The 19,939-nt window shown below is 63.0% G+C and carries 18 protein-coding genes; 5 read left to right on the top strand and 13 right to left on the bottom strand.

What is annotated here, in order from left to right; translation table 11 throughout:
• Nucleotides 1-76: 76 nt before the first annotated feature.
• The 4 genes from ACT53T_RS23550 to ACT53T_RS23535 all read right to left on the bottom strand — a co-directional run bounded on the left by ACT53T_RS23550 (nucleotide 77) and on the right by ACT53T_RS23535 (nucleotide 5,149).
• Nucleotides 77-781, bottom strand: a complete 705-nt coding sequence (locus tag ACT53T_RS23550; RefSeq protein WP_400766809.1) for an energy transducer TonB — start codon at nucleotides 779-781, stop codon at nucleotides 77-79.
• Nucleotides 782-819: 38 nt separating this feature from the next.
• Nucleotides 820-1,203, bottom strand: a complete 384-nt coding sequence (locus tag ACT53T_RS23545; protein WP_018264657.1) for an ExbD/TolR family protein — start codon at nucleotides 1,201-1,203, stop codon at nucleotides 820-822.
• Nucleotides 1,196-1,624, bottom strand: a complete 429-nt coding sequence (gene exbB / locus ACT53T_RS23540) for a TonB-system energizer ExbB (protein WP_400766807.1) — start codon at nucleotides 1,622-1,624, stop codon at nucleotides 1,196-1,198. Before exbB ends, ACT53T_RS23545 begins: the two co-directional genes overlap by 8 nt.
• Before the next feature lie 516 nt (nucleotides 1,625-2,140).
• Nucleotides 2,141-5,149, bottom strand: coding sequence for a TonB-dependent receptor plug domain-containing protein (locus ACT53T_RS23535; RefSeq protein WP_476163111.1), 3,009 nt, complete (start codon nucleotides 5,147-5,149; stop codon nucleotides 2,141-2,143).
• Nucleotides 5,150-5,587: 438 nt separating this feature from the next.
• On the opposite strand from ACT53T_RS23535, the gene ACT53T_RS23530 reads away from it, so the two are divergent.
• Entirely contained in the window at nucleotides 5,588-5,785 is a 198-nt protein-coding gene (locus ACT53T_RS23530; protein WP_476163110.1) for a hypothetical protein, read from the top strand.
• Here ACT53T_RS23530 and ACT53T_RS23525 read toward each other — a convergent pair.
• From ACT53T_RS23525 to ACT53T_RS23515, 3 genes are all read right to left on the bottom strand, one after another.
• Nucleotides 5,772-6,401 carry a pyridoxamine 5'-phosphate oxidase family protein gene (locus ACT53T_RS23525; RefSeq protein ID WP_476163109.1) on the bottom strand — a complete coding sequence of 210 codons (630 nt, stop codon included), beginning with the start codon at nucleotides 6,399-6,401 and terminating at the stop codon, nucleotides 5,772-5,774. The genes ACT53T_RS23530 and ACT53T_RS23525 overlap by 14 nt on opposite strands.
• Before the next feature lie 72 nt (nucleotides 6,402-6,473).
• A complete protein-coding gene (locus tag ACT53T_RS23520; protein WP_476163108.1) occupies nucleotides 6,474-6,938 on the bottom strand; it encodes a nuclear transport factor 2 family protein in 465 nt (154 codons plus the stop codon).
• Nucleotides 6,939-6,993: 55 nt separating this feature from the next.
• Nucleotides 6,994-7,545 carry a carboxymuconolactone decarboxylase family protein gene (locus ACT53T_RS23515; protein WP_476163107.1) on the bottom strand — a complete coding sequence of 184 codons (552 nt, stop codon included), beginning with the start codon at nucleotides 7,543-7,545 and terminating at the stop codon, nucleotides 6,994-6,996.
• Nucleotides 7,546-7,669: 124 nt separating this feature from the next.
• On the opposite strand from ACT53T_RS23515, the gene ACT53T_RS23510 reads away from it, so the two are divergent.
• On the top strand, nucleotides 7,670-8,572 hold the full coding sequence (locus ACT53T_RS23510; protein ID WP_476163106.1) for a LysR family transcriptional regulator: 903 nt from the start codon (nucleotides 7,670-7,672) through the stop codon (nucleotides 8,570-8,572).
• 86 nt (nucleotides 8,573-8,658) lie between these two features.
• On the opposite strand, the gene bufA2 is transcribed toward ACT53T_RS23510, so the two are convergent.
• The 4 genes from bufA2 to ACT53T_RS23490 form a co-directional block, all read right to left on the bottom strand.
• Nucleotides 8,659-8,895 (bottom strand): BufA2 family periplasmic bufferin-type metallophore, encoded by a 237-nt coding sequence (bufA2, locus tag ACT53T_RS23505; protein WP_476163105.1) that lies wholly within the window; start codon nucleotides 8,893-8,895, stop codon nucleotides 8,659-8,661.
• A gap of 372 nt (nucleotides 8,896-9,267) precedes the next feature.
• Nucleotides 9,268-9,543, bottom strand: a complete 276-nt coding sequence (locus ACT53T_RS23500) for a class I SAM-dependent DNA methyltransferase (protein WP_476163157.1) — start codon at nucleotides 9,541-9,543, stop codon at nucleotides 9,268-9,270.
• Complete coding sequence (locus tag ACT53T_RS23495) at nucleotides 9,426-9,932, bottom strand: tetratricopeptide repeat protein (protein WP_476163104.1); 507 nt, start codon at nucleotides 9,930-9,932, stop codon at nucleotides 9,426-9,428. The genes ACT53T_RS23500 and ACT53T_RS23495 overlap by 118 nt, the downstream gene beginning before the upstream one ends.
• Nucleotides 9,933-10,369: 437 nt before the next feature.
• Nucleotides 10,370-11,083: a FadR/GntR family transcriptional regulator gene (locus ACT53T_RS23490; RefSeq protein ID WP_476163103.1), complete on the bottom strand. Its 714-nt coding sequence runs from the start codon at nucleotides 11,081-11,083 to the stop codon at nucleotides 10,370-10,372.
• A 235-nt stretch (nucleotides 11,084-11,318) separates the two neighbouring features.
• Between ACT53T_RS23490 and ACT53T_RS23485 the strand changes: the two genes are divergently transcribed.
• Together ACT53T_RS23485 and ACT53T_RS23480 are read left to right on the top strand one after the other, a co-directional pair.
• Nucleotides 11,319-12,068 carry a class I SAM-dependent methyltransferase gene (locus ACT53T_RS23485; RefSeq protein ID WP_476163102.1) on the top strand — a complete coding sequence of 250 codons (750 nt, stop codon included), beginning with the start codon at nucleotides 11,319-11,321 and terminating at the stop codon, nucleotides 12,066-12,068.
• A 13-nt stretch (nucleotides 12,069-12,081) separates the two neighbouring features.
• Complete coding sequence (locus ACT53T_RS23480; RefSeq protein ID WP_476163101.1) at nucleotides 12,082-13,383, top strand: MFS transporter; 1,302 nt, start codon at nucleotides 12,082-12,084, stop codon at nucleotides 13,381-13,383.
• Nucleotides 13,384-14,271: 888 nt separating this feature from the next.
• Here the strand turns inward: ACT53T_RS23480 and ACT53T_RS23475 are convergent.
• Nucleotides 14,272-17,409 carry an efflux RND transporter permease subunit gene (locus ACT53T_RS23475; RefSeq protein WP_476163155.1) on the bottom strand — a complete coding sequence of 1,046 codons (3,138 nt, stop codon included), beginning with the start codon at nucleotides 17,407-17,409 and terminating at the stop codon, nucleotides 14,272-14,274.
• 8 nt (nucleotides 17,410-17,417) lie between these two features.
• The gene (locus ACT53T_RS23470; protein ID WP_476163100.1) at nucleotides 17,418-18,611 is read right to left on the bottom strand and encodes an efflux RND transporter periplasmic adaptor subunit; all 1,194 of its coding nucleotides are present in this window, start codon (nucleotides 18,609-18,611) and stop codon (nucleotides 17,418-17,420) included.
• 302 nt (nucleotides 18,612-18,913) lie between these two features.
• Between ACT53T_RS23470 and ACT53T_RS23465 the strand changes: the two genes are divergently transcribed.
• Nucleotides 18,914-19,855 carry a DUF535 family protein gene (locus ACT53T_RS23465; RefSeq protein WP_476163099.1) on the top strand — a complete coding sequence of 314 codons (942 nt, stop codon included), beginning with the start codon at nucleotides 18,914-18,916 and terminating at the stop codon, nucleotides 19,853-19,855.
• The last annotated feature ends 84 nt before the right edge of the window (nucleotides 19,856-19,939 follow it).

The following is a 19,939-nucleotide window of genomic DNA, read 5'->3' as shown; positions in this document are numbered from 1 at the left end:
CGCGATAAATGCGGGAGCGTCGGCCGACTGCTTGCGACGAGCGGGCGACGCCCCCGAGCGCCGGCGAAATTCGCGCTCAGCGCGAGGGGCCGAACTCGACGTCGATCGCCACATTCATCTCCCGCGGCGGCGCTGCGAAGGGCGCGCTCGATCGCACCGTTTTCAACGCGCTGACGTCGAGGCGCTCCTGACCGCTGGTCGAAACGATCTTGAGCGTTTCTTCGCGGATTTGTCCGCTCTCGAGGATGCGGAAGGAGACTTTCGCGACGCCCCGCAGCCCGGCGCGACGCCCCTCCTCTGGATAAACCAGCCGCTCGTGAACGCGCTTCGATAATTGCCGCAAATAGGCGCGAATGCGGTCTTCCTCGCTTACCGTGCGGCGGGCGATGGTGTGCGCGACCTGCTGCTCCTGCACGCCGGTCACATTGGCGGAGCCGGCCGGGTCTGGCTTCGACTGCGAAGGGGCCTGAGCGGGGACCGCGGCTGCATTGGCCTCGCCTTCATCCGCCTGCTCGCGCTGCTCGACAGGCTTCGTCTCCGACGCCCGAGTCGCATTCTGCGTGGTCTCCTGAGTCGCGCCCGCATTATCCTGCTGCACTTTCTCGTCGGTCTGCTCGTCATCGACGAGACCATCGAGCTCGAAGACGAGAACAGAAGCTTCCTCTTCGGTCGCATAGAGACGATGCAGAAGGTAGGGCGCGCATAGCAGGGCATGCAGCGCCAAGGAGAGCGCGAGACCATGATAGATGGTGAACCGGCTCGCCGGTCTCACAGTGTTCATTGGCGCGGACGCCGCCAGGAAAGCCATCTCTGCGCCTCTCACTTGGGACTGTTCTTGGTCTGCACGGCGACCTTGGTGAAGCTCATGCGCTTGAGCAGCTCCGCGACGTCGATGAAGCTCTGCAAAGCCACAGCGCGATCGGCGCGAATGAGGAAGCCCGTTTCCGGCGGCAGGCCTGTGAGCCGGCTCCGCAACTCATCCTTGGTCGCGACATGGCCGTCGAAATAGACGCTTCCGTCGGCGGCGATCTCGATCGTCTTGTCCTTCTGGCGATCGACCTGCGTCTGCGCAGCCTGCGGCAAGGCGACCGGTATGCGGCCTGTCGCGATGAAATTCGCCGTCGTCAGCACCATTGTGAGAAGCACGAGCATCACATCGACGAGCGGAATGACGTTGAGCGTCTCGAAAGGTTTCTCATCCATTGGCGATCTCCCACTTCAGCATCAGCACCTTCGTCTTGCGCAAAAGGGCGTTGTAGGAGACCACCGACAAGAGCGCGACGACGAGCCCGATCGCCGTCGCCTTGAGCGCGAGCGCGAGGCCGGCCATGATCTTGCTGGCGTCCGCCGAAGCGTCGAGACCCAAATTATAGAAGGTCAGCATGATGCCGAGCACGGTGCCGAGCAGGCCGATATAAGGCGCATTGGAGGCGACGGATGCGATGACGACGAGCCGCTTCGTCAATTCCAGCTCCAGCGCCTTGATGCTGGTGAAGGTCGCAATGTCGATCGCCCGGTAGAAAAAATGCCGCTCCAGCGCCACGGCGACAACGACGACGCTGAGCGCAGCCAGCAGTCCAATGACGCCGAAATCGATCGCCGTCGACAACCATTCCATTTGCATTGCGCAATTCTCCAGCAGAGGCGATCGCGAAGCGAATGTCGAGAGCCCTGGGCGCGCCGCACTCGTCATCGCTCGCCATGACGCGCTCGCCCACGGCGAGTGTTCCATCGCATCGATATATACATTCGTTATATTGTGAACGCGCCGAGATCGCGTCAATGGGAAAATTCGCGCGCAGACAAAGCAGCCGAATGCGGGCGCCTGATTTTCAGCCACCCAATATAATTGGTCGCTGCGTTCGGCGTCCAAAACCAGTCTAAAGTAACGAGGAAATTACCTCGCCGGCGACAACGGGACAGAAAGCTTTATTGAAACGGCCGAGCGGCGGCGCTATTGTCCAATTCCCGCACAAGCTGCATCTTTTTTGCTGATTTGCGGATTTTTTTTGCAATAGATGATCGCGCCTTTCGACTCCCTCTAACCGCCGAAAACGGACCGAGATCGCCACGCCTGCACGCAAAGAGAGAGGCGGCGCTATGCCGGTCCTCTCCCGATGCGCGCGAGAATCTTCGGCCTCTATTCGAAATGATAGTTGACGCCGGCGCGCAGGACATGGCCGGCGAGGCGCGACGACGAGATCACGGCCGCCCCATAGAGGGCCGGATTGCCGGCCGCTGTCTGATTATAGCCGGCCATGATCCCATAGGCGCCCTGGTTGCCGAGGTCGTAGCGCAGATATTCCAGCTTGGCGCTCCAACTCTGCCGGAACATCCATTCGCCGCCAGCGCCCGCCGCCCAGCCGATGCGGATCGACGAAGAGCCGATGGTTCCGCCATTCGGCGCGAAGGACGCCGCGGTGGAGGATTGCATCAGAGACGTCGAGAAGCCGCCTTCGCCATAGGCGAGACCGGCGGTGAGATAGGGAAGCAGCGTTGGCGCTACGAGATAGCCGACGCGGCCGCGCGCCGTGCCGAGATAGGCGAGGCTCTTTGTCACCGCCGTCGACGTCGCCACGTTCGCGCCGGTGACCGGCTCGCTCGCGGAGCGCAGCGAGGAGCCCGAGGCGCGCCCGCCCGCCACGCCTTGCAGATCGAGCTCGAGACCGCCGATCACATCGGGACGGAAGCGCCAATTATAGCCGACCTGCGCGCCGCCGACGCCGCCGCCGACGCCGAGCGGGATCGTGCTCGCCGCGCTGGAGGCGCTCGCGCGGCCGAAGAAGGTCGCCGGGCGGCCGACCGCGCCCTTGTCGTCGTAAGCGTCGCCGAGAATGGTGGACGTGCCGGGAACCGTGTTAACCCCATGTCCGTCGCCGAAGAGTCCGCCGGCGTTGAGGCCGGCGTAGAGCCCGCTCCAGGGCGACGCCGCATCGTCGGCTCTGGCCGGCGCCGCCATGCCCGGCAGCGGCGCGGGCGAGGAATGCTCGCCCCAGGAGAGCTTCAGCTCCGAGCCCCAGACGGCGCCCCAGGCCTTATAGGTGTAGATCGTCTCATAGCGCTTATTGGTGATGTTGCGGCCGTAGAAGCTGAGCCGCGCATCCCAATCCATGAGCTGGAATTTATAGGCGATGTTGGCGTCCAGCGTCGTGTAGTTGCCGACCTGGTGATAAAGGCCGTCGGCGGCGAAGCCATTGGACCAGTACATGGAGACATGATTGAGCGCGACCGTGCCGGTGAAACGGTCCCAAGCATGGGTGAGCGCGAAATTGATTTGCGTCCTCGGCGTCTGGAAGCGATAGGGGTTCAGCCAGTCATAGGTTCCCAGCGAATTGCTGTAGACCTCGGTCAACCGCGTGTAGCTGCCGCGATAGGTCGTCTTGCCGAGCAGCTCGTCCTGCAGTACGCCGGTCGCGACCGCCTCTATTCCCTTGCGCGACGTGTTGCCCTGCGTCCAGTAAGTGACATTGTTGTTGTTCACCGTGACGGTGCGCGAGGGCTGCTTGTTGTTCTGAATCTCGGTGTCGAAATAGGTCACTTCCGGCGTGAACCAGCGGAAGACCGGGATTTTGACGCCCGCTTCGTATTTGTCCTGCTTCTCCGGCAGCAGAGTGACATTCGATTCCGCGATAATGCCGGACATGTCGCTCTGCTCGGTGTGCGAATAGCGGCCGCTGAAAGAGATGTTCGCGAGACCCTCGAGCGGATTATAGGCCCCGAGGGACGCTCCCATCTCGCCGATCCCCCATCCTTGCAAGGGCCTCACCGTGGCGCCGCCCGCATAATTCACCGCGAGAGGGAAGCCGCGATTGTAGAAATATTTCGTCGTTCCAGCCGTATCGACTCCGACATAATCGAAGTGGTCGTCGAGCCGGAAGCTCGCGTCGAAGATCAGGCGATCTTCGAATAGCTTCTGCTCGAAATTGCCATAGCCGCTGAGCGTATCCTCCTTGCGCGCATAACCGACATTGGACGTCTGTCCGCTGGGGCTCGCCCAGTTCACATATTGCAGGCCGAGCTGCGCCAGCGTGCCGTCATAGGTGAAGCTGTGGCGCGCGTTGATCTGGCCGGTATAGCCCTGCTCATTGGCGACTGTCAGATTGGGGCTGGTGAAGGAGGCGAGGACGTTGTTGTCCTCCGTTCGCGTATAGGCGAGCGTGAGCAGGCTGACATTGTGCTCGTCCCAGCGGAACGTCGAGTTCCAGGAGAGGAAAGTCGATTCGATCGGCGAATAGCCCCATTTCTGCGCGAGCGTGCTCGCCGTCTGCTCACCGAAGGCTCCCTGCTGAAAGCCATAGCGCGAGCTCGACTGAAACAGGGTGAAGCTCGTGTCGAGCGGGCCGACGGTGAAGCCGCCTTTCAGCAGGCCAGAGACGGTGTCGTTCCAATTGGAGAAGCGATCCGGCCCATCGTCGGAGCTCTTCTTGACGAATCCCGAGATGTAGGCGGGAATCTCGCCGGGCTTCTTCCCGAAGACATAGCCGCCATAGACGCTGCCGAGCACGCCGCCATAGCTCTGCGCCGCTGTGCGCAGCTCCATTTCATTCTCTTGCGGCGTATGTGTGCGCACGACGACGAAGCCGCTGTTGAGCGCGCCGGAAGAGGAGCCGAAGTCGACGAGCGGGCCGAGCGTCAGCGCGGAAGCGTCGCGCACGACATCTACCTGATCGAGCGCCGAGACGGGCAGCGACTGCATCATCAGGCCCGCGGTCTGCGCGCTCACATAGGCGCCGTCGACGATGAAGCCGAAATTGCCGTCGCCACGGAATTTCAGATTGTTCGGAAATTTGCGGCCCTGATAGGTGACGAGGATGCTCGTCGCATTGCGCAGCAGGCCGAACACATCCTGCGGGTTCAGCTCCTCTATGTCCTGCCGCGTGAATGTCTGCGTGTGCGAGCGGCTGCTGGTGGCGACCCGCGCGAGGTTCGCCACATTGTCGGGCTGAAGATCGGGCCGGGCGAGCTGCGGCGACAGCGGCGCTCCCGAGGAGGCGGCGTTGGAGCCGCCCGACGCCACGCCGATCTCGATCGCCGGCAAGGCCTCCTGAGCCGAGGCGGCGACTGTCAGAACGACCGATAAAGCGAGCGCGGAGCTGGTGGAGTAAACCGCGTCCCGTATATGCGGCGTCGCAGCGCTGTTCTTTGTCATGACATCCCTTGATTGCGCTCTGCATGAAACGGCTGCGCCACGACTAGCCGGCGGCGACTCGCCGAACACGTGATATATTTGTGATATAGGTAGTGACCGCAGAGGTCCTCGGGCAAGCCGATAATCGAGGCAACCCGCCTAAATCATGGCCAAATAGAGACTTTTTTGAGGATACCGAAGGTGTGGGTTCGGTATTCATTCCGGCAGGACGAGGCGCGGCCCCTGCGATTATGACTTTACTATGAGACGCCGGATTGCATTATATTCGATCAAATCTGGATGCGGCTCGAAGCGCCATAGACGAGCATGCGTTCGACATCGGGATTGCAGAAACGCCCGCCGCTCCGACCCGAGAGACGATTCCACGCTTATTAGAATGCCGGACCGCGACGCGGCTGCGGACATCGCTCATTTCTCTCGCGCCTTGCGCGCGCGATATTGCTCGACCTTGTCGCGATTGTGTTAACCGATCGACGCCGCGCCATGCTCGCGCTCCATGGCGAGGCGAAAGGCCTGTCGATCGACGCGGCGCCGGAGGATATCGCAGAACTGATCGCCTTCGCCGTTTCGCCTGCCGCGCGCTGGATGACGGGCGTGACGTTGCGGATGGATGGCGGCGAGATCAAATCGGTATGACCGCCCCAGGGTCCGCGCTCGCGCGCAGCTCCTGCACTTGCGCTTCCAGCGCGGCGATGCGCGCATCCCGCTCCGCCAGCGCGGCGGCGACGTCGGCCGCCTCGAAGCGCTGCGGAATATGGCTGGGGCAGTTCACATCCAAGGCGAGGACGGAAAAGAGGATCGCGCGCTCGACGCGCGCCGCATAGTCTTTCGGAGCGAGACACGCGATCAGCTCGGCGTCGTCCTCCACGACGCGCGCCGTTCCCCATATCTTCACGCGACGACGGCGCGAATAGTCGATCAAGAAGAGACAGGCTCTCGGATTGTCCGCGAGATTGCCGATCGTCACATATTGGCGATTTCCCGAGAAGTCGGCGAAGCCGATGGTCGACTCGTCGAGCGTCTTCAGAAAGCCGGCGGGGCCGCCGCGATGCTGGATATAGGGCTGCATTTCCCTATTCGTGGTCGCGAGAAAGACGCTGGTCTGCCGCGCGATGAAGGCCTCTATGTCCGGCGTCACGCTCGTTCGCCACGAATGCTCCTCCTCCATGCGCGCATAGGCGCGGCGCGAGCCCTCGCGCGCTTGAATTGACTTGACGGTCGGCGTGAAGGCGATGTCGCTGGGATAGGTCATGTCGATTGCCTCCCGAGACGCGAGAAAAGGATCGACGCGCGAGCGCGGCTGTTGCGCTCGCGCGGCGTTCGATCAAAGACCGAGGTCGCTCAGGCCTGGATGCTCGTCCGGGCGGCGGCCGAGCGGCCAATGGAACTTGCGATCGGCCTCGACGATCGCAAGATCGTTGATGGAGGCGATGCGCAAGCGCATGAGGCCGTGCTCGTCGAACTCCCAATTCTCATTGCCATAGGAACGGAACCAGGCGCCGCTGTCGTCACGCCATTCATAGGCGAAGCGCACCGCGATGCGGTTCTCGCGAAAGGCCCACAGCTCCTTGATGAGCCGATAATCCAGCTCGCGCGCCCATTTGCGCCCGAGAAAAGCTTCGATCTCATCGCGGCCGACGATGAATTCGGCGCGATTGCGCCAGCGGCTGTCCGGCGTGTAGGCGAGCGCGACCTTTTGTGGATCGCGGCTGTTCCAGCCGTCCTCGGCGAGGCGCACCTTTTGCGTCGCGGTTTCGAGCGTGAAGGGTGGAAGCGGCGGTCTCGACATGCTCATTGCTCCAATGAAGGCGCGCGCCTGGAACGAATCCAGACGCGCATGCAATCTACGCCACGCGGCGCGTCTCGAGCGCGGGAAAGTCGACCAGCGTGTCGGCGACTTCATTGATGTAATTGGTCAGCGTGTTGAGCCCGACATGGAAGATGATCTCGATGATCTCGCCCTCGCCGAATCCCGCCGCGCGAACAGCCGCGAGATCAGCGTCGGAGGCATGGCCGCGCTTGCGGGCGACCTCGAGCGCAAAGCGCAGCGCCGCCTCCGCCTTGGGGTCGGCGGAACGGCCGTCGCGATTGGCGCCGATCTCCGCATCGTCGAGCTTGACGACCGCCTTGCCGATATAGGCATGGGCCGAAAGGCAATAGCCGCAGCCGTTGAACTCTGCGATCGCCACTGCGAGACGCTCGCGCGTGCGGGCGTCGAGCGCGCCCTTCGCCAGCGCGCCATTCAATCCAATGAGACCTTCGAGGCTCGCGGGACTGTTGGCGACCAGGCGATAGAAATTCGGAACGACGCCGAGCTTCGCCTTCACTGTATCCAGCAGCGGGCGAGCGGCGGCAGGGGCGGTTTCGATGGCGGCGGGAGTGGAGATACGAGGCATGAAGCGCTCCTTTTTTAAGGATGATCGCAGGTCTTTCGCCTGACCAGAGGAAGATGATAGACAATGATCGAGATGATAATCGCCGTCCTCGACACGACATCGTTGCAGCCTGCGCAGCAATCCCATGGACCGTTTCGACACGATCGCCGCTTTCATCGCGGTCGCCGATCATAAAGGCTTCGCGCCGGCGGCGCGGGCGCTCGGCATTTCTGCGCCCATGGCGACGCGGCTCGTCGCGGCGCTCGAGGAGCGGCTCGGCGTGCGGCTTCTGCAACGCACGACACGCTCGGTGGGCCTGACCGATGAAGGAGCGCGCTTCCTCGAGCGCGCCCGCCACATCGTCGCCGATCTCGAGGAGGCCGAACGTCTCGCCGAGAATGAGCGGAGCGAGCCGAGTGGACGATTGAGCGTCTCCGCGCCGCTGATGTTCGGACGCATGCATGTCGGACCGCTGATCTCACGCTATATGACCGAGCACCCGCAGGTCAGCGTCGAGCTGTCGCTGTCCGACCGCTTCGTCGATCTCATCGAGGAAGGCGTCGATCTCGCTCTGCGCATCGGACATTTGTCCGATTCTGCGCTGGTCGCGCGCAAGCTCGGCGCAACGCGACGCGTCGTCGTCGGTTCGCCCGCCTATCTCGAGGCGAGAGGCGGCGCGCCCCTCGCTCCGGCGGACCTCGGCCGCTATCGCCTCATTTCCTGCTCTGCGCTGACGCCGGTGACGCGATGGCGCTTCTGGTCGCAGTCGCGAGCATTCGACGTGGAGACGCGCCCGGCCTATGTGACCAACAGCGCCGAGGCGGCGATCTGCCACGCAGAAAGAGACGGGGGGCTGACGATCGCGGTCGGATATCAGGTTTTCGATCTCGTTCGCGCCGGCCGGCTGCAGATCGTTCTGGCCGACTATGAGCCGGAGCCGCTGCCGATCCAATTCGTCTATCCGAGCGCGAGATTGCTATCTGCGAAGGTCCGAGCGTTGATCGATCTGGCCGGCCGGCAATGCGACTGGAGCTTCGTCGATTTTTGAGCGACGCTCGTGCGCTCTCGGCCCGAAGCCGCGCATCGAGAAGCGGATGGGCGAAGTCTCGCCCATCCTTTTGGCGACAGCCCGGTTCAGCCGAGCGCGCCGCCCTGCGCTTCGCAAGCCGCTTCGGACTTGGCCGGCAGCCAGCCATGGCCCTTGCAGGAGTTCTGCCCTTTGCAGCTATTGTGCGCCGACTTGCACGCCGAGTGACCGCGACAGGAATTCACGCCGAAGCACTGCACGGTCCTGTGCGCCTTTTTCGCAGAAGCCGGCGCCGCCGCGCCAGCGAGGACGAGCGAGCCGCCGGATATGATGCTCATTTTCATCTCGATCTCCCGAATGAGCCAGCCCTGTAGCGGACCGCGACAAGCCAGGAATCGGCTTGCTGAGTTCAATTCGCTTCGTCGACGATCGGCGTTACGCAGAAGGCGTGACGAGAAGAAAATTTCTGCTGTCCGTCGAAGCGAAACGTGTCGAGCGCGTTGCCTGGCCGCGAATGACGTCGTAACGCGTGCGGGTTCGAGACGCGTTCCGAGACTGCGCTCGCGCGTCCGATATGATCGTCGCTCGTCTACGGCTTGCGACGCAGAGGGGCGATATGTCCTGGAACCGGCGCATTCGCCTCCAGCCGCTGGGGCGTCTCCAGATTGCCGATCACGTCGAATGCTCCCGTCGCGAGACTCTCGACATAAGCGAAGCTATGGGCGAATCGTCCGGTGGGCTGAAGACCTGTATGCTTTCCCTTCTCGGCGCTCGAAGCTGATCGCGAATATGCCGTTCGGCGCGAGACGCGCCGCCGCGGCGGAAATCAGCGGCTGCAGATCTCCAATATAGACGAGCACGTCCAAGGCGACGATCAGGTCGAACTGTTTGTCGCTCCGCTCGAGGAAATCGACCGCCTCACATTCATGCAACTCGTGATAGGAGCCGCGCTCCCAGGCCTTGTCGAGCAGCCGCGTGATGGCCGAATCCAATGAGCAATTGGAAGGTCGCGCGGCCGACGATGTCGATGTCCTCCGCCTCGGCCCCGGCGACGGCCGAATAACTCTTCGGTCGCGACTTTCAGCGTTTCGTGGAGCGAGGACTGCAGGAAGCGCGCACGCGCGAGCTTTCGAACGAGACCGACGTCGTCTGGACAGGCGATGACAGCCTTTTCGAAAGCTTCCAGCGCTCGTGAAAACTCGCCGATAAGGAATAGGGCTTGCCCCAGGCAGGCGTGCAGATAGGGAGCGTCGGCGCCGAGGTCCAACGCGGATCGAATCAGCTCCGCTGCGCTCGCATAACGTCTCGACTTGATGCGCTGCAGCCCGAGAGGCGTCGGCGCCTCCTTGCAGCTGGAATCCAGCCACAGCGCTTCGAGCAATGCGCGCTCGGCCGCGAGCTTGTCGTTCAGCGCGGACTCGACAGTGGAGAGGGCGAGCCATGCCGAGAGATGATCGCAACGCAGCGCGAGCGAAGCGGTCAACGCCGCACGCGCCTCATTCGATCGCCCCGCCGCCGAACGCGCGCAGCCGAGGTCTGCGAGCGCCAGAGGATTATCGGGCGCACGCCTCGCCGCGTCTGCAAGCGTAAAGCAAGCCTCGTCGAGGCGGCCGTCTGTTTTTCAGCGCCGAGCGCGAGGCCGAACTACGCAAAGGCGCGGCGATCCTTCCCGCCGGCAAGCGCCGCAACAGTCTGACCGCCACCATCGACATCATGATCACCGAGGGTTTCGCGGGCCGCGTCCTGCCCTTTCGACAGCCCTCGGCCGCTAGATAGCGTATAGAGGCAGCGGAACGTCAATTTCCGCCCGAAGCACCCTCATCCTTTCGAGGGCTTCGCCCGCTCCATCGAAAGCGCGGCGATCACGGGAGTCGCCACCGCGCGCGCCGCTGCGGCCGCCGCGTCGCCGTCACGACGCTCGATCGCGTCGATGATGATGGCATGGACGTCGAGCCCCGGATTCGGGAGATCGCCTTCGTCCAGCGCCTCCGACATATAGACGCGCACGGAGCCCGCGAAATAGCGATAGAGCTCGGCGAGCGCCGCATTGCCCGACATGCGCGCGATAGCTCCGTGGAACTCTATGTCGGCGTCGACGAAATCCTCGCGCGCCACGTGGTCCCTGCGTTCGCCGCGCCGGCTCAGCAGCTCTCTCAAGAATGCGACGTCGGCCTCCGAGCGGTGCGTCGCGGCGAGCCGAGCCGCCTCGGCTTCTAGCATCGCCCGCAGTTCATAATGCTCTCGCAGGCTGGAGCGGCCGATCCGGCGCATGGTCTCGGTCGCATCCACATTCGTTCGCACATAAGTGCCGTCGCCCTGGCGGACTTCGAGAACCTGCGCGTGGGAGAGAACGCGGATCGCCTCGCGCACCGTGTTCCGGCCCACATCGAGCATGTCGGCGAGATCCTGCTCGTTGGGGATCTTCGCGCCGACTTTCCATGCGCCGCTTACGACCTGAGCGCGGATCAGATCGATCGTGGACTCGACGAGCGAACGCCGAGGCGCCTGCGGAATCGTGGGCGGTGACGACATATTCGGCCTCATATCAGAAGGCGCCGATCCTCCCCGGTAGATGACGAGGCGCGAACTTGACGGCGGCAGATAAACATAGGATGATCCTATCAGCTGATGAATAGAATGTCGACGCCTCGCATGGGGAGCCGATATCGAGACGACTCGGGAATAAGCGTCCCGGCTCGCGATCGGGTCGGAAAAGGCGCCGGGAGGAGTCTGCGGCAGAAGCAGACGGGCAAAAGGGGCGAGGATCATGGCTTCGGCGGGCGACAACAATCTTTTTACCGGCCCTATCGGCGAGGAATATGATTTCCTTCCGATGATCTGCCCCAACATCGTGACGGTGACGACGAATCTCGGCGCGACTGTCGCAGCCTGGCGGCCCGGCGCCGCCCTGCGGGGACTGGAGATCGGCTGCGGCACGGGAACCAGCACGCGCTCGCTGCTCTCGCAGCGTGATGATCTGAACCTTCTGGCGGTCGACGCCTCGCCGGCGATGTTGAATCAGGCGCGCGAAAATCTCGCCTCCTATGCCCGCGCCGGCCGCGTCGAATTCATCGAGAGCGATGCGCTCGTCTATCTGAGAGCGCTGCCCGACGAGAGCATCGACCTCGTCGCCTCCAATTACGCCATCCATAATTTCGATCATCGCTACAGGCGCGAGCTCTTCGCGAAGATCCTGCGAGTCCTCGAGCCGGGCGGCCTATTCGTCAACGGCGATCGTTACGCGCTGGATGATCACGATCTTCCGCTCGCATCCACCCAGGCGGACGTCCGCAACTGGTTCAAGGTCTTCGGCGAGGCGAAGCGCTACGATCTCCTCGAGGATTGGATCGTGCATCTCTTCAGCGACGAATCCGCCAGTCGTCTCATGTATTCTTCGGCGACTCTATCGACAATGCGCGCTCTCGGATTCGCCGATGTGCGGTCGAATTATCGCGAGGGCGTCGATATGCTGGTGACGGCGACGAAGCCTTCGAGCGCGGCGCGCGACATCGATTGATCGGAACAGACCCATGACAGTCCAAACCCGTCCTCTGGCGTCCGACGAAATCGAAGCGTTGCGCGGTCTCTCTCGTGAACAGGCGAAGACGCTGGCGCTCGCGTCTCTCGGCGGCGCGCTCGAATATTATGATTTCATCGTCGGCGTTTTCTTCGCCAAGACCCTCGCCGCGGTCTTCTTCCCGCATGACAGCCCGCAATGGCTCTCGCAGCTCCAGGTCTTCGGCATTTTCGCCGCCGGCTATCTCGTGCGCCCGATCGGCGGCGTCGTCTTCGCGCATTTCGGCGACCGCGTCGGCCGCAAGAGAATGTTCGCGCTCGGCCTCTTCCTGATGGCCTTTCCCACGCTGCTGGTCGGCCTGACGCCCGATTACCAGACGATCGGCTTCGCCGCTCCGCTCCTCTTCCTGTTCTGCCGGCTGCTGCAAGGGCTATCGGTGGGCGGAGAAGTGCCCGGCGCATGGATCTTCTGCGCCGAGCATGTCCACAAATCCCGGGTGGGCTTCGCCTGCGGGCTGCTGATGGGCGGGCTCTGCTGCGGAATATTGATGGGCGCGCTCACAGCCAAAATACTGACGGCGAGCCTCGTCGCCGATGATCTCGTCGCCTGGGGCTGGCGCATTCCTTTCATCCTCGGCGGCGTCTTCGGCCTGATCTCGGTCTATCTGAGGAAGCATTTGCGGGAGACGCCGGTCTTCGAGGCGCTTCGCGAGCGGCGTGTCGCTGACGCCGGACTGCCGATCTCGCTCGTCTTCACGCGCTGCAAGAGCGAGGTTCTCGTCTCCATGGCCGCGACCTGGGTATTCGCCGGCGTCTTCGTGACCTATTTTCTCTATTTGCCCACCTATCTCCAGTCGCAATTCGACTATCGGGCGGCGGATGTCTTCACCGCCAACTGCTGGTCCATAACGCTACTGATCCTCGGCAGCGTCTTCGTGGGCCGCGTGACGGATATCATCGGCGGCGGGAAAGCCTATGCGATCGGCGGCGCTGCGATGGCGGCGGTTGTCGCCGCGCTCGGCTTCTCCCTCGGCAACGGCGGCGCATGGACGCTGCATCTCTATGCGATCGGCGGTTTCGCGATCGGGACGATCACGCTCACCCCCTATCTGATCATCCGCAGCTTCCCGCCCGAACTGCGATTCACGGGATTCGCTTTGTCCTACAACACGGCCTACGCCATCATCGGCGGAACGACTCCGCCTTTGATGACCCTCCTTGTCGGAGAGCATGCGCTCGCCATGACGCCCTTCTATTACATGTCGGCGCTCTGCCTGTTCGGCGCGGCAATCGGCTTGCTACGGAGCGAAAGGTGAGGCAATAGGCTTATAGCGGAGGCGCCTCGGCTCGAATGTCGGCTCCGCGCATCCTTACAGTGAGCAGCCGAGCATTTTCGAAGACTCGCTCGGCTATCGGGCGAATTTGAACTGATGTGGTCGTCTAATCGCGGCTTCCGTGTCACATCGGCCCCCGTCCGACGCAAATCATCGCGCCGCAGCGACGAGTTTCGTGCTCTCGGCCGACGGATCGTGGCGTCGCGACAAAAATCCGCGAGAGCCTCCTTCCGCCATAGGACACGAACAAAGAGAGGCCACGACGGTCGATCAGAGTGCTACTTGCCGATCCGAATGCTCTTACGTCGGTCGTGGCTCCGATGCCGGAAGCGTAGCGAGCCGATCGAATCGGCGCGGGAAGCTCCGCCGGTAGTGGGCAAGGGCTGCGCGCCAGAGCATGCAGTCCATGACTGCGGGCGCCGATCGAGATTTGCGCTGTCGATCCGGCGTCGTCGGCAAAAGCGAGAGGCGCGCCGTCCAGGATGAAGGCGAAGGACGTCATGACGATCCGCCCCCGGCGCCGCGAGCAGCCGAGTTCAGCCCCGCCACAAGAATCTCGAGATTCGAATTTCACCTGACGCTTTCAGGCGCCCGACGTTCTATTTTCTCCGTTTTGTGAGGCTCTTTCCCGCCTCGACGGCCAGCAGAACGTAGCAAAAGCTCCGCCCGCCCAATGATCCTCGATAGGCAGTATCGCGACTATGGCGGAATAATCGAAATTGCACGGACGTGTTCGGCACCCCAAGCGTCAACGACGTCTCGTCGGCGGCGATGATATCGACTTCGAGCGCCTCTCCAGGGCGGTCTATGTCCGTGAGAGCTATTCGCCTTTCCACGATAATTGCTCCTGAAAAAATCTTTGAAACGAGATCAACGCCAATCGTGCGGCTGGCCCGAAAACGTCGGCTCTTGTTTGGCGGGACGTGACAACGAAAAGGTGGCGACGAACAGCAGTGGAACGAAGAAAATGGCGAGCGCCGTCGCCGCGATCATGCCGCCCATGACGCCGACGCCGATCGCGTTTTGCGCGGCCGAGCCTGCGCCGCCGGCGAAGGCGAGCGGCGCGACTCCGAGGATGAAGGCGAAGGAGGTCATCACGATCGGGCGCAGCCGCTGGCGCGCCGCGAGCAGCGTCGCCTCGATCACATCCATTCCCGCCCTTTGATGGTCGAGCGCGAATTCGATAATCAAGATTGCGTTCTTGGCGACGAGTCCGATCGTCGTCAGCAGGCCGACCTTGAAGTAGACATCATTGGCCTGTCCGAACATCAGCGCCGCGACGAGCGCGCCGAGCACTCCGATCGGCGCGCACAGCATGACAGCGAGAGGGACCGTCCAACTTTCATAGAGTGCGGCGAGGCACAGGAAGACGACGAGGACCGAGATCACATAGAGCGTAGTGGCCTGATTGCCCGACAGCCGCTCCTGTCGCGACAGGCTCGTCCACTCATGGGAGAATCCCGGGGGCAGTCCGGCGACGAGACGGTCGATCTCCGTCATGGCGTCGCCGGAGCTGGCGCCGATCGCAGCCGCGCCCTGTATCTGAACGGCGGGTGCTCCATTGTAGCGCTCGAGGCGTGGCGAGCCGAACGCCCAGCGGCCGGACGCGAAGGACGAGAAGGGCGCCATCTCGCCCGAAGCGGCGCGGACATGCCAGCGATCGAGATCGTCCGGCTGCATTCGGAAATCGGCTGCGGATTGCAGATAGACCTTTTTGACGCGGCCGCGATCGATGAAGTCGTTCACATAGGCGCCGCCCCAGGCCGTCGATAGCGTGGCGTTGACGTCGGAAAGCCCGACGCCGAGGGCGCTCGCTTTTTCCTGATCGACCTCGATCGCAAATTGCGGCGTGTCGTCCTGGCCGTTCGGCCGCACGCCGTTCAGGAGCCTGCTTCGCGCGGCGTCTGCGAGCAAATGGTCTCGCGCGGCCAATAGCTTTTCGTGGCCGGCGCCGGTCATATCTTCGAGATAGAAATCGAAGCCGCTGCTCGTGCCCAATCCCTCGATCGCCGGGGGCGCCAGCACGAAGACCTGCGCGTCGCGAATGCCGGTGAGCGCCACCGTCGCGCGCTCCGTCACCGCCGTCGCCGACAAGTCGGACGCCTTGCGTTCCCAAAAGTCGCGCAAGCCGACGAACGCCATGCCGACATTCTGGCCGAGGCCACTGAAGGCGAAGCCCCTCACTGTCATGACGCCATCGACGGCCTTGCTCTCATGGTCGAGGAAATAGCGCGTCACGCGATCGAGCGCGCGCTCCGTTCGGTCGCTGGTCGCGCCGACGGGCAGCTGCACGCTGACCATCAGATAGCCCTGATCCTCCTGCGGCAGAAACGAGCTCGGCAAGCGCGTGAACAATGCGGCGGCCGCGATCGTCATCACGGCCAGAGCCGCGAAGCCGCGCCTCGGGCGCCGCAGAACAGCGGCAGCGCCGTCTCGATAGGCGTCGGCGCCGCGTTCCATATTGCGATCGAACCAGCGGAACAAGCCGAGCTTCTCCGCGCCCGGCTTCGGCGGACGAAGAAGCGCCGCGCAGAGCGCTGGCGTCAGGATCAGCGCGACGCCGACCGACAGCGTCATGGCCGAAACGATCGTGACCGAGAACTGGCGATAGATGACGCCGACCGAGCCGCCGAAGAATGCCATCGGCACGAAGACCGCGGACAAGACCGTCGTGATGCCGATGAGCGCGCCGGTGATCTCACTCATGGATTTGACCGTGGCCTCGCGCGGCGACAGTCCTTCCTCATGCATGATGCGCTCGACATTCTCGACCACGACGATGGCGTCGTCGACCAAGAGCCCGATCGCCAGCACCATGGCGAACATTGTGAGCGTGTTGATCGAATATCCCGCCACCGCCAGAACGCCGAAGGTTCCGAGCAGCACCACCGGCACGGCGAGCGTCGGAATGAGCGTGGCGCGAATATTGTGCAGAAAGGCCAGCATGACGAGAAAGACGAGCGCGATCGCCTCGATCAGCGTGTGAGTCACCTGTTCGATCGAGATTTTGACGAAAGGCGTCGTGTCGTAGGGATAGACGACTTTCATGCCTCCGGGGAAAGTCGGCGCGAGCCGCTCGATCGCCGCTTTCACCAATGCGGCCGTGCGGACCGCATTCGCGCCCGTCGCCAGATTGACAGCGAGGCCGGTTGCCGGCGCGCCATTATAGGTCGAAGCGCTGACATAATCCTCGGCGCCCAGCTCGACAGTCGCGACGTCGCCGATGCGCACCAGCGAGCCGTCGGCCGCGCTTTTCACGATGACGTTCCGAAACTGCTCCGGCGTCTGCAAGCGGCTCTGCGCCGTGACGGTGGCGTTGAGCTGTTGCCCTCTGCGCGCCGGCAGGCCGCCGATCTGTCCTGCCGATACTTGCGCGTTTTGCGCCTGGATCGCGCTCGCGACATCGCTCGGGATCAACGCATATCGGGCGAGCCGGTCAGGATCGAGCCATATGCGCATCGCATAGCCGGAGCCGAAGAGCTGCGTGCCGCCGACGCCTTCGACGCGCTTCAGCGTGTCGTTGAGCGCGCTCTTGACGTAATCCGACAGATCCGCGCCGGTCATCTTGCCGTCGGTGGAGACGAAGCCGACGACCATCAAAAAGGCGCTCGACGATTTGGCGACCGCGAGCCCATTGGACTGGACCATGGCGGGCAACAGCGAGGTGACGAGCTGGAGCTTGTTCTGCGCCTGCATCTGCGCCACATCGGGGTTGGCGGCGTTGGTGAAGGTGAGGGTGATCTCGCTTTGGCCCGTCGATGTCGACGTCGAGGTCATATAGTCGAGATGATCGAGGCCGGTCATGCCTTGCTCGATGATCTTGGTGACCGAATTTTCGACCGTCCGCGCATCGGCGCCGGGATAGTTGGCGGTGATCTGGATCGTCGGCGGCGCGATCTCTGGATATTGCGAGATCGGCAGGCCGAAGAGCGCCAGCAGGCCGCCGAGCATGACGACGATCGCGATCACCCACGCGAAGATCGGACGAACGATGAAAAATGCCGAGATCACGCGCGTCAGCCTTTCGCCTGGATTTTCGTCGTCGTCGGCTCACGCTCGCGCAGCTCGCCGGTGGCGTCGTCGATCACGACCTCGACGCCTGTCGCCGGTTGCCCGGCGCGCACGAACTGCAGGCCTTCGACAACCACGCGGTCGCCGTCGCCGAGCCCCGCCGTGACCAGCCAATTATTGCCGACCGTCCTGCCGACGGAGAGCGTGCGCTCTTCGAGCTTGTCGTCCTTGCCGAGCACCAGCGCCGTCGCTTGCCCCTTGACGTTACGGACGACCGCGCGCTGAGGGACGAGGAACGCGCCGGGCGCGACGCCTTCCTCGACGATCGCCCGGGCGTACATTCCCGGCAGAAGCAGTCGCGACGGATTGGGGAAGACCACCCGCACTGTCGCGGTTCCGGTCGTCTGGCTGACTTTGGCCTCTGTGAATTCGAGCCGTCCGGTCATCGGATAGACCCAGCCATTTTCGAGCTTCAGCTTCACATCGACTTTGCGCTCCGACGATCGGACGCGGCCCTCGTCGATGGCCTGTCTCAGATCGAGCAAGGCGGCGCTCGATCGGGTGAGGTCGACATAGATTGGATCGAGCGTGCGAATGGTGGTGAGCGTGTCGGCCTGACCGGCCGTCACCAGCGCGCCTCGAGTCAGCGAGGATTTGTCCGCGCGGCCGCCGATCGACGCCTTGATCGTCGTATAGTCGAGATTGATCTTGGCGCTGGCGACATTCGCCTGCGCCGTCGCCACATCAGCGCGCGCCTGGGCCAGAGCCCCGACGGCCTCCTCGAGATCCTGCGTGCTGACTGCGTTCTTTTTGCTCAGTCCCTGGTAGCGCTCGACCTTGGCTCGAGCGCTGGGCACGGCGGCCTCGGCCTTCTGCAAGGCGGCGACGGCGCTGTCATGCGCGGCGCGATAGGGCGCCGGATCGATCTGATAGAGCGGCGCGCCCTCGGTGACATCCCCGCCCTCCTGGAACAGCCGCTTCTGTATGATTCCCGCCACCTGCGGCCGCACCTCCGCCACCTGCGACGCGACGATGCGGCCGGGCAGCTCCGCCGCGATGGCGACATTTCGAGGATGCAAGGTGACGACGCCGACCTCGGGCCGCGCGGAGGCCGGCCCGCTTCGGCCGCTCGACTGAAGATCGCATCCGGCGAGCGCGACGGCGGCGGTGAAGACGGCGATCGCCGAGCGAATATCCATGGGGCGCGCTCTCGAGGTCGTGGCTGGGAGATCGCCCTGGACGGCGCCGGGGCAGCTTTGTCTACGATCATGACCTACGCCGTCGCTGTTCGTGGGTCGTGCAGGTTTGATGGAGAAATGATGGAGACAATCGAGTCTAACCGGACAAATGATTGCTGTAATGTGTGTGTTTCGTTACTGATCTCAATCGACTGATCGTCGGCTCGAACTGCTGACGATACATGCGAAGCCGTATCAAAGCGGTTGTTGGTCCCGGAGGCGTGGTGCAAAAAGCAATGCGGACGATATGGCGGCACGCCTGTGTGACCGCAGCAAACGAATCGACATTTGAGGCGGGAATATTCTGCCTGTCGTCGTTGCAGGATATCCGCGCCGCGGCAGACTGGCTGACCTTTCTCGAGGGTTTCGAATACAAACATCCATTTGGAGCGGCTCCAACACAATGCATAAGAAAGCCGTTTTTGAATTACGCCGTGCATGGCCTCTCATGCTCCGAGCGAGTCTCGATTCTTAAAGATCACTATCGTATTATCTGTGATTTTATGCCGTCTCTAATCGCCATTTCTTGGGGGGCAGGCAATGCAGAGCTCGGCCTCCTGTGCGGCAAGAACGGTGAAGCTTATCGGTTGACGCTAGGCAGCGCGGCGTTTTGCTACAAAGAGGGGGAGCTGAGCTTCGTGTTGAGCGACACGGCTGACGGCCTCAATCTCGCGGCGCTGACGTTCGTGCTCGGAAACGAAGACGATAGGACGCCCTCCGTTCTGATCGGCGGACTGCAAGGACCATCGTCGCATTGCGGGCCGGACTCCAAGGCGCGGATCGTGAAAGCAACGCGAGCTCTTTGGGGGTTGCGTCCCAAAATGGCGGTCTTTCTGGCGGCGACGGCCTTGGCCCGGGCATTGGGCGCCCGGCAGATCCGCGCCGTATCCAATGACACGCATTCGATCAATGCCGACGCCTGTTGGCAGCGTCGGCGGATGCGTGCCGATTACGACGCCTTTTGGCTCGAACGCGGAGGATTGCGCGCACGTGAGGGCTTCGTCTTACCCTTGATATCGGCGAAATCGAAGAACGAGCGACGCGAAGAGCAGCGGGCGCATATCGACGAATTGGTAAGCCGATTTTGCATGGTGAAGCCCAGCCTGGATCTTGGAATGTTCGACAACTCGTCGATGCGGGCGCACGAAGCTTTCGAGGCGTCGATCAAATATTGTCGCGGACCCGTTTCTTTGCAGGAACTCTAGGAGCGACTGACCTGCCCCTGAAAAATCCCACCAGCATCGATTAGAGTCCGGCCGATTGCAGGACGGACACGATGAAGAAGAAAC

The organism is Methylosinus sp. DMC45, from assembly GCF_056313885.1.
The sequence above is the reverse complement of the archived record's forward strand: the minus strand, read 5'-3'. Positions and strand labels throughout refer to the sequence as shown.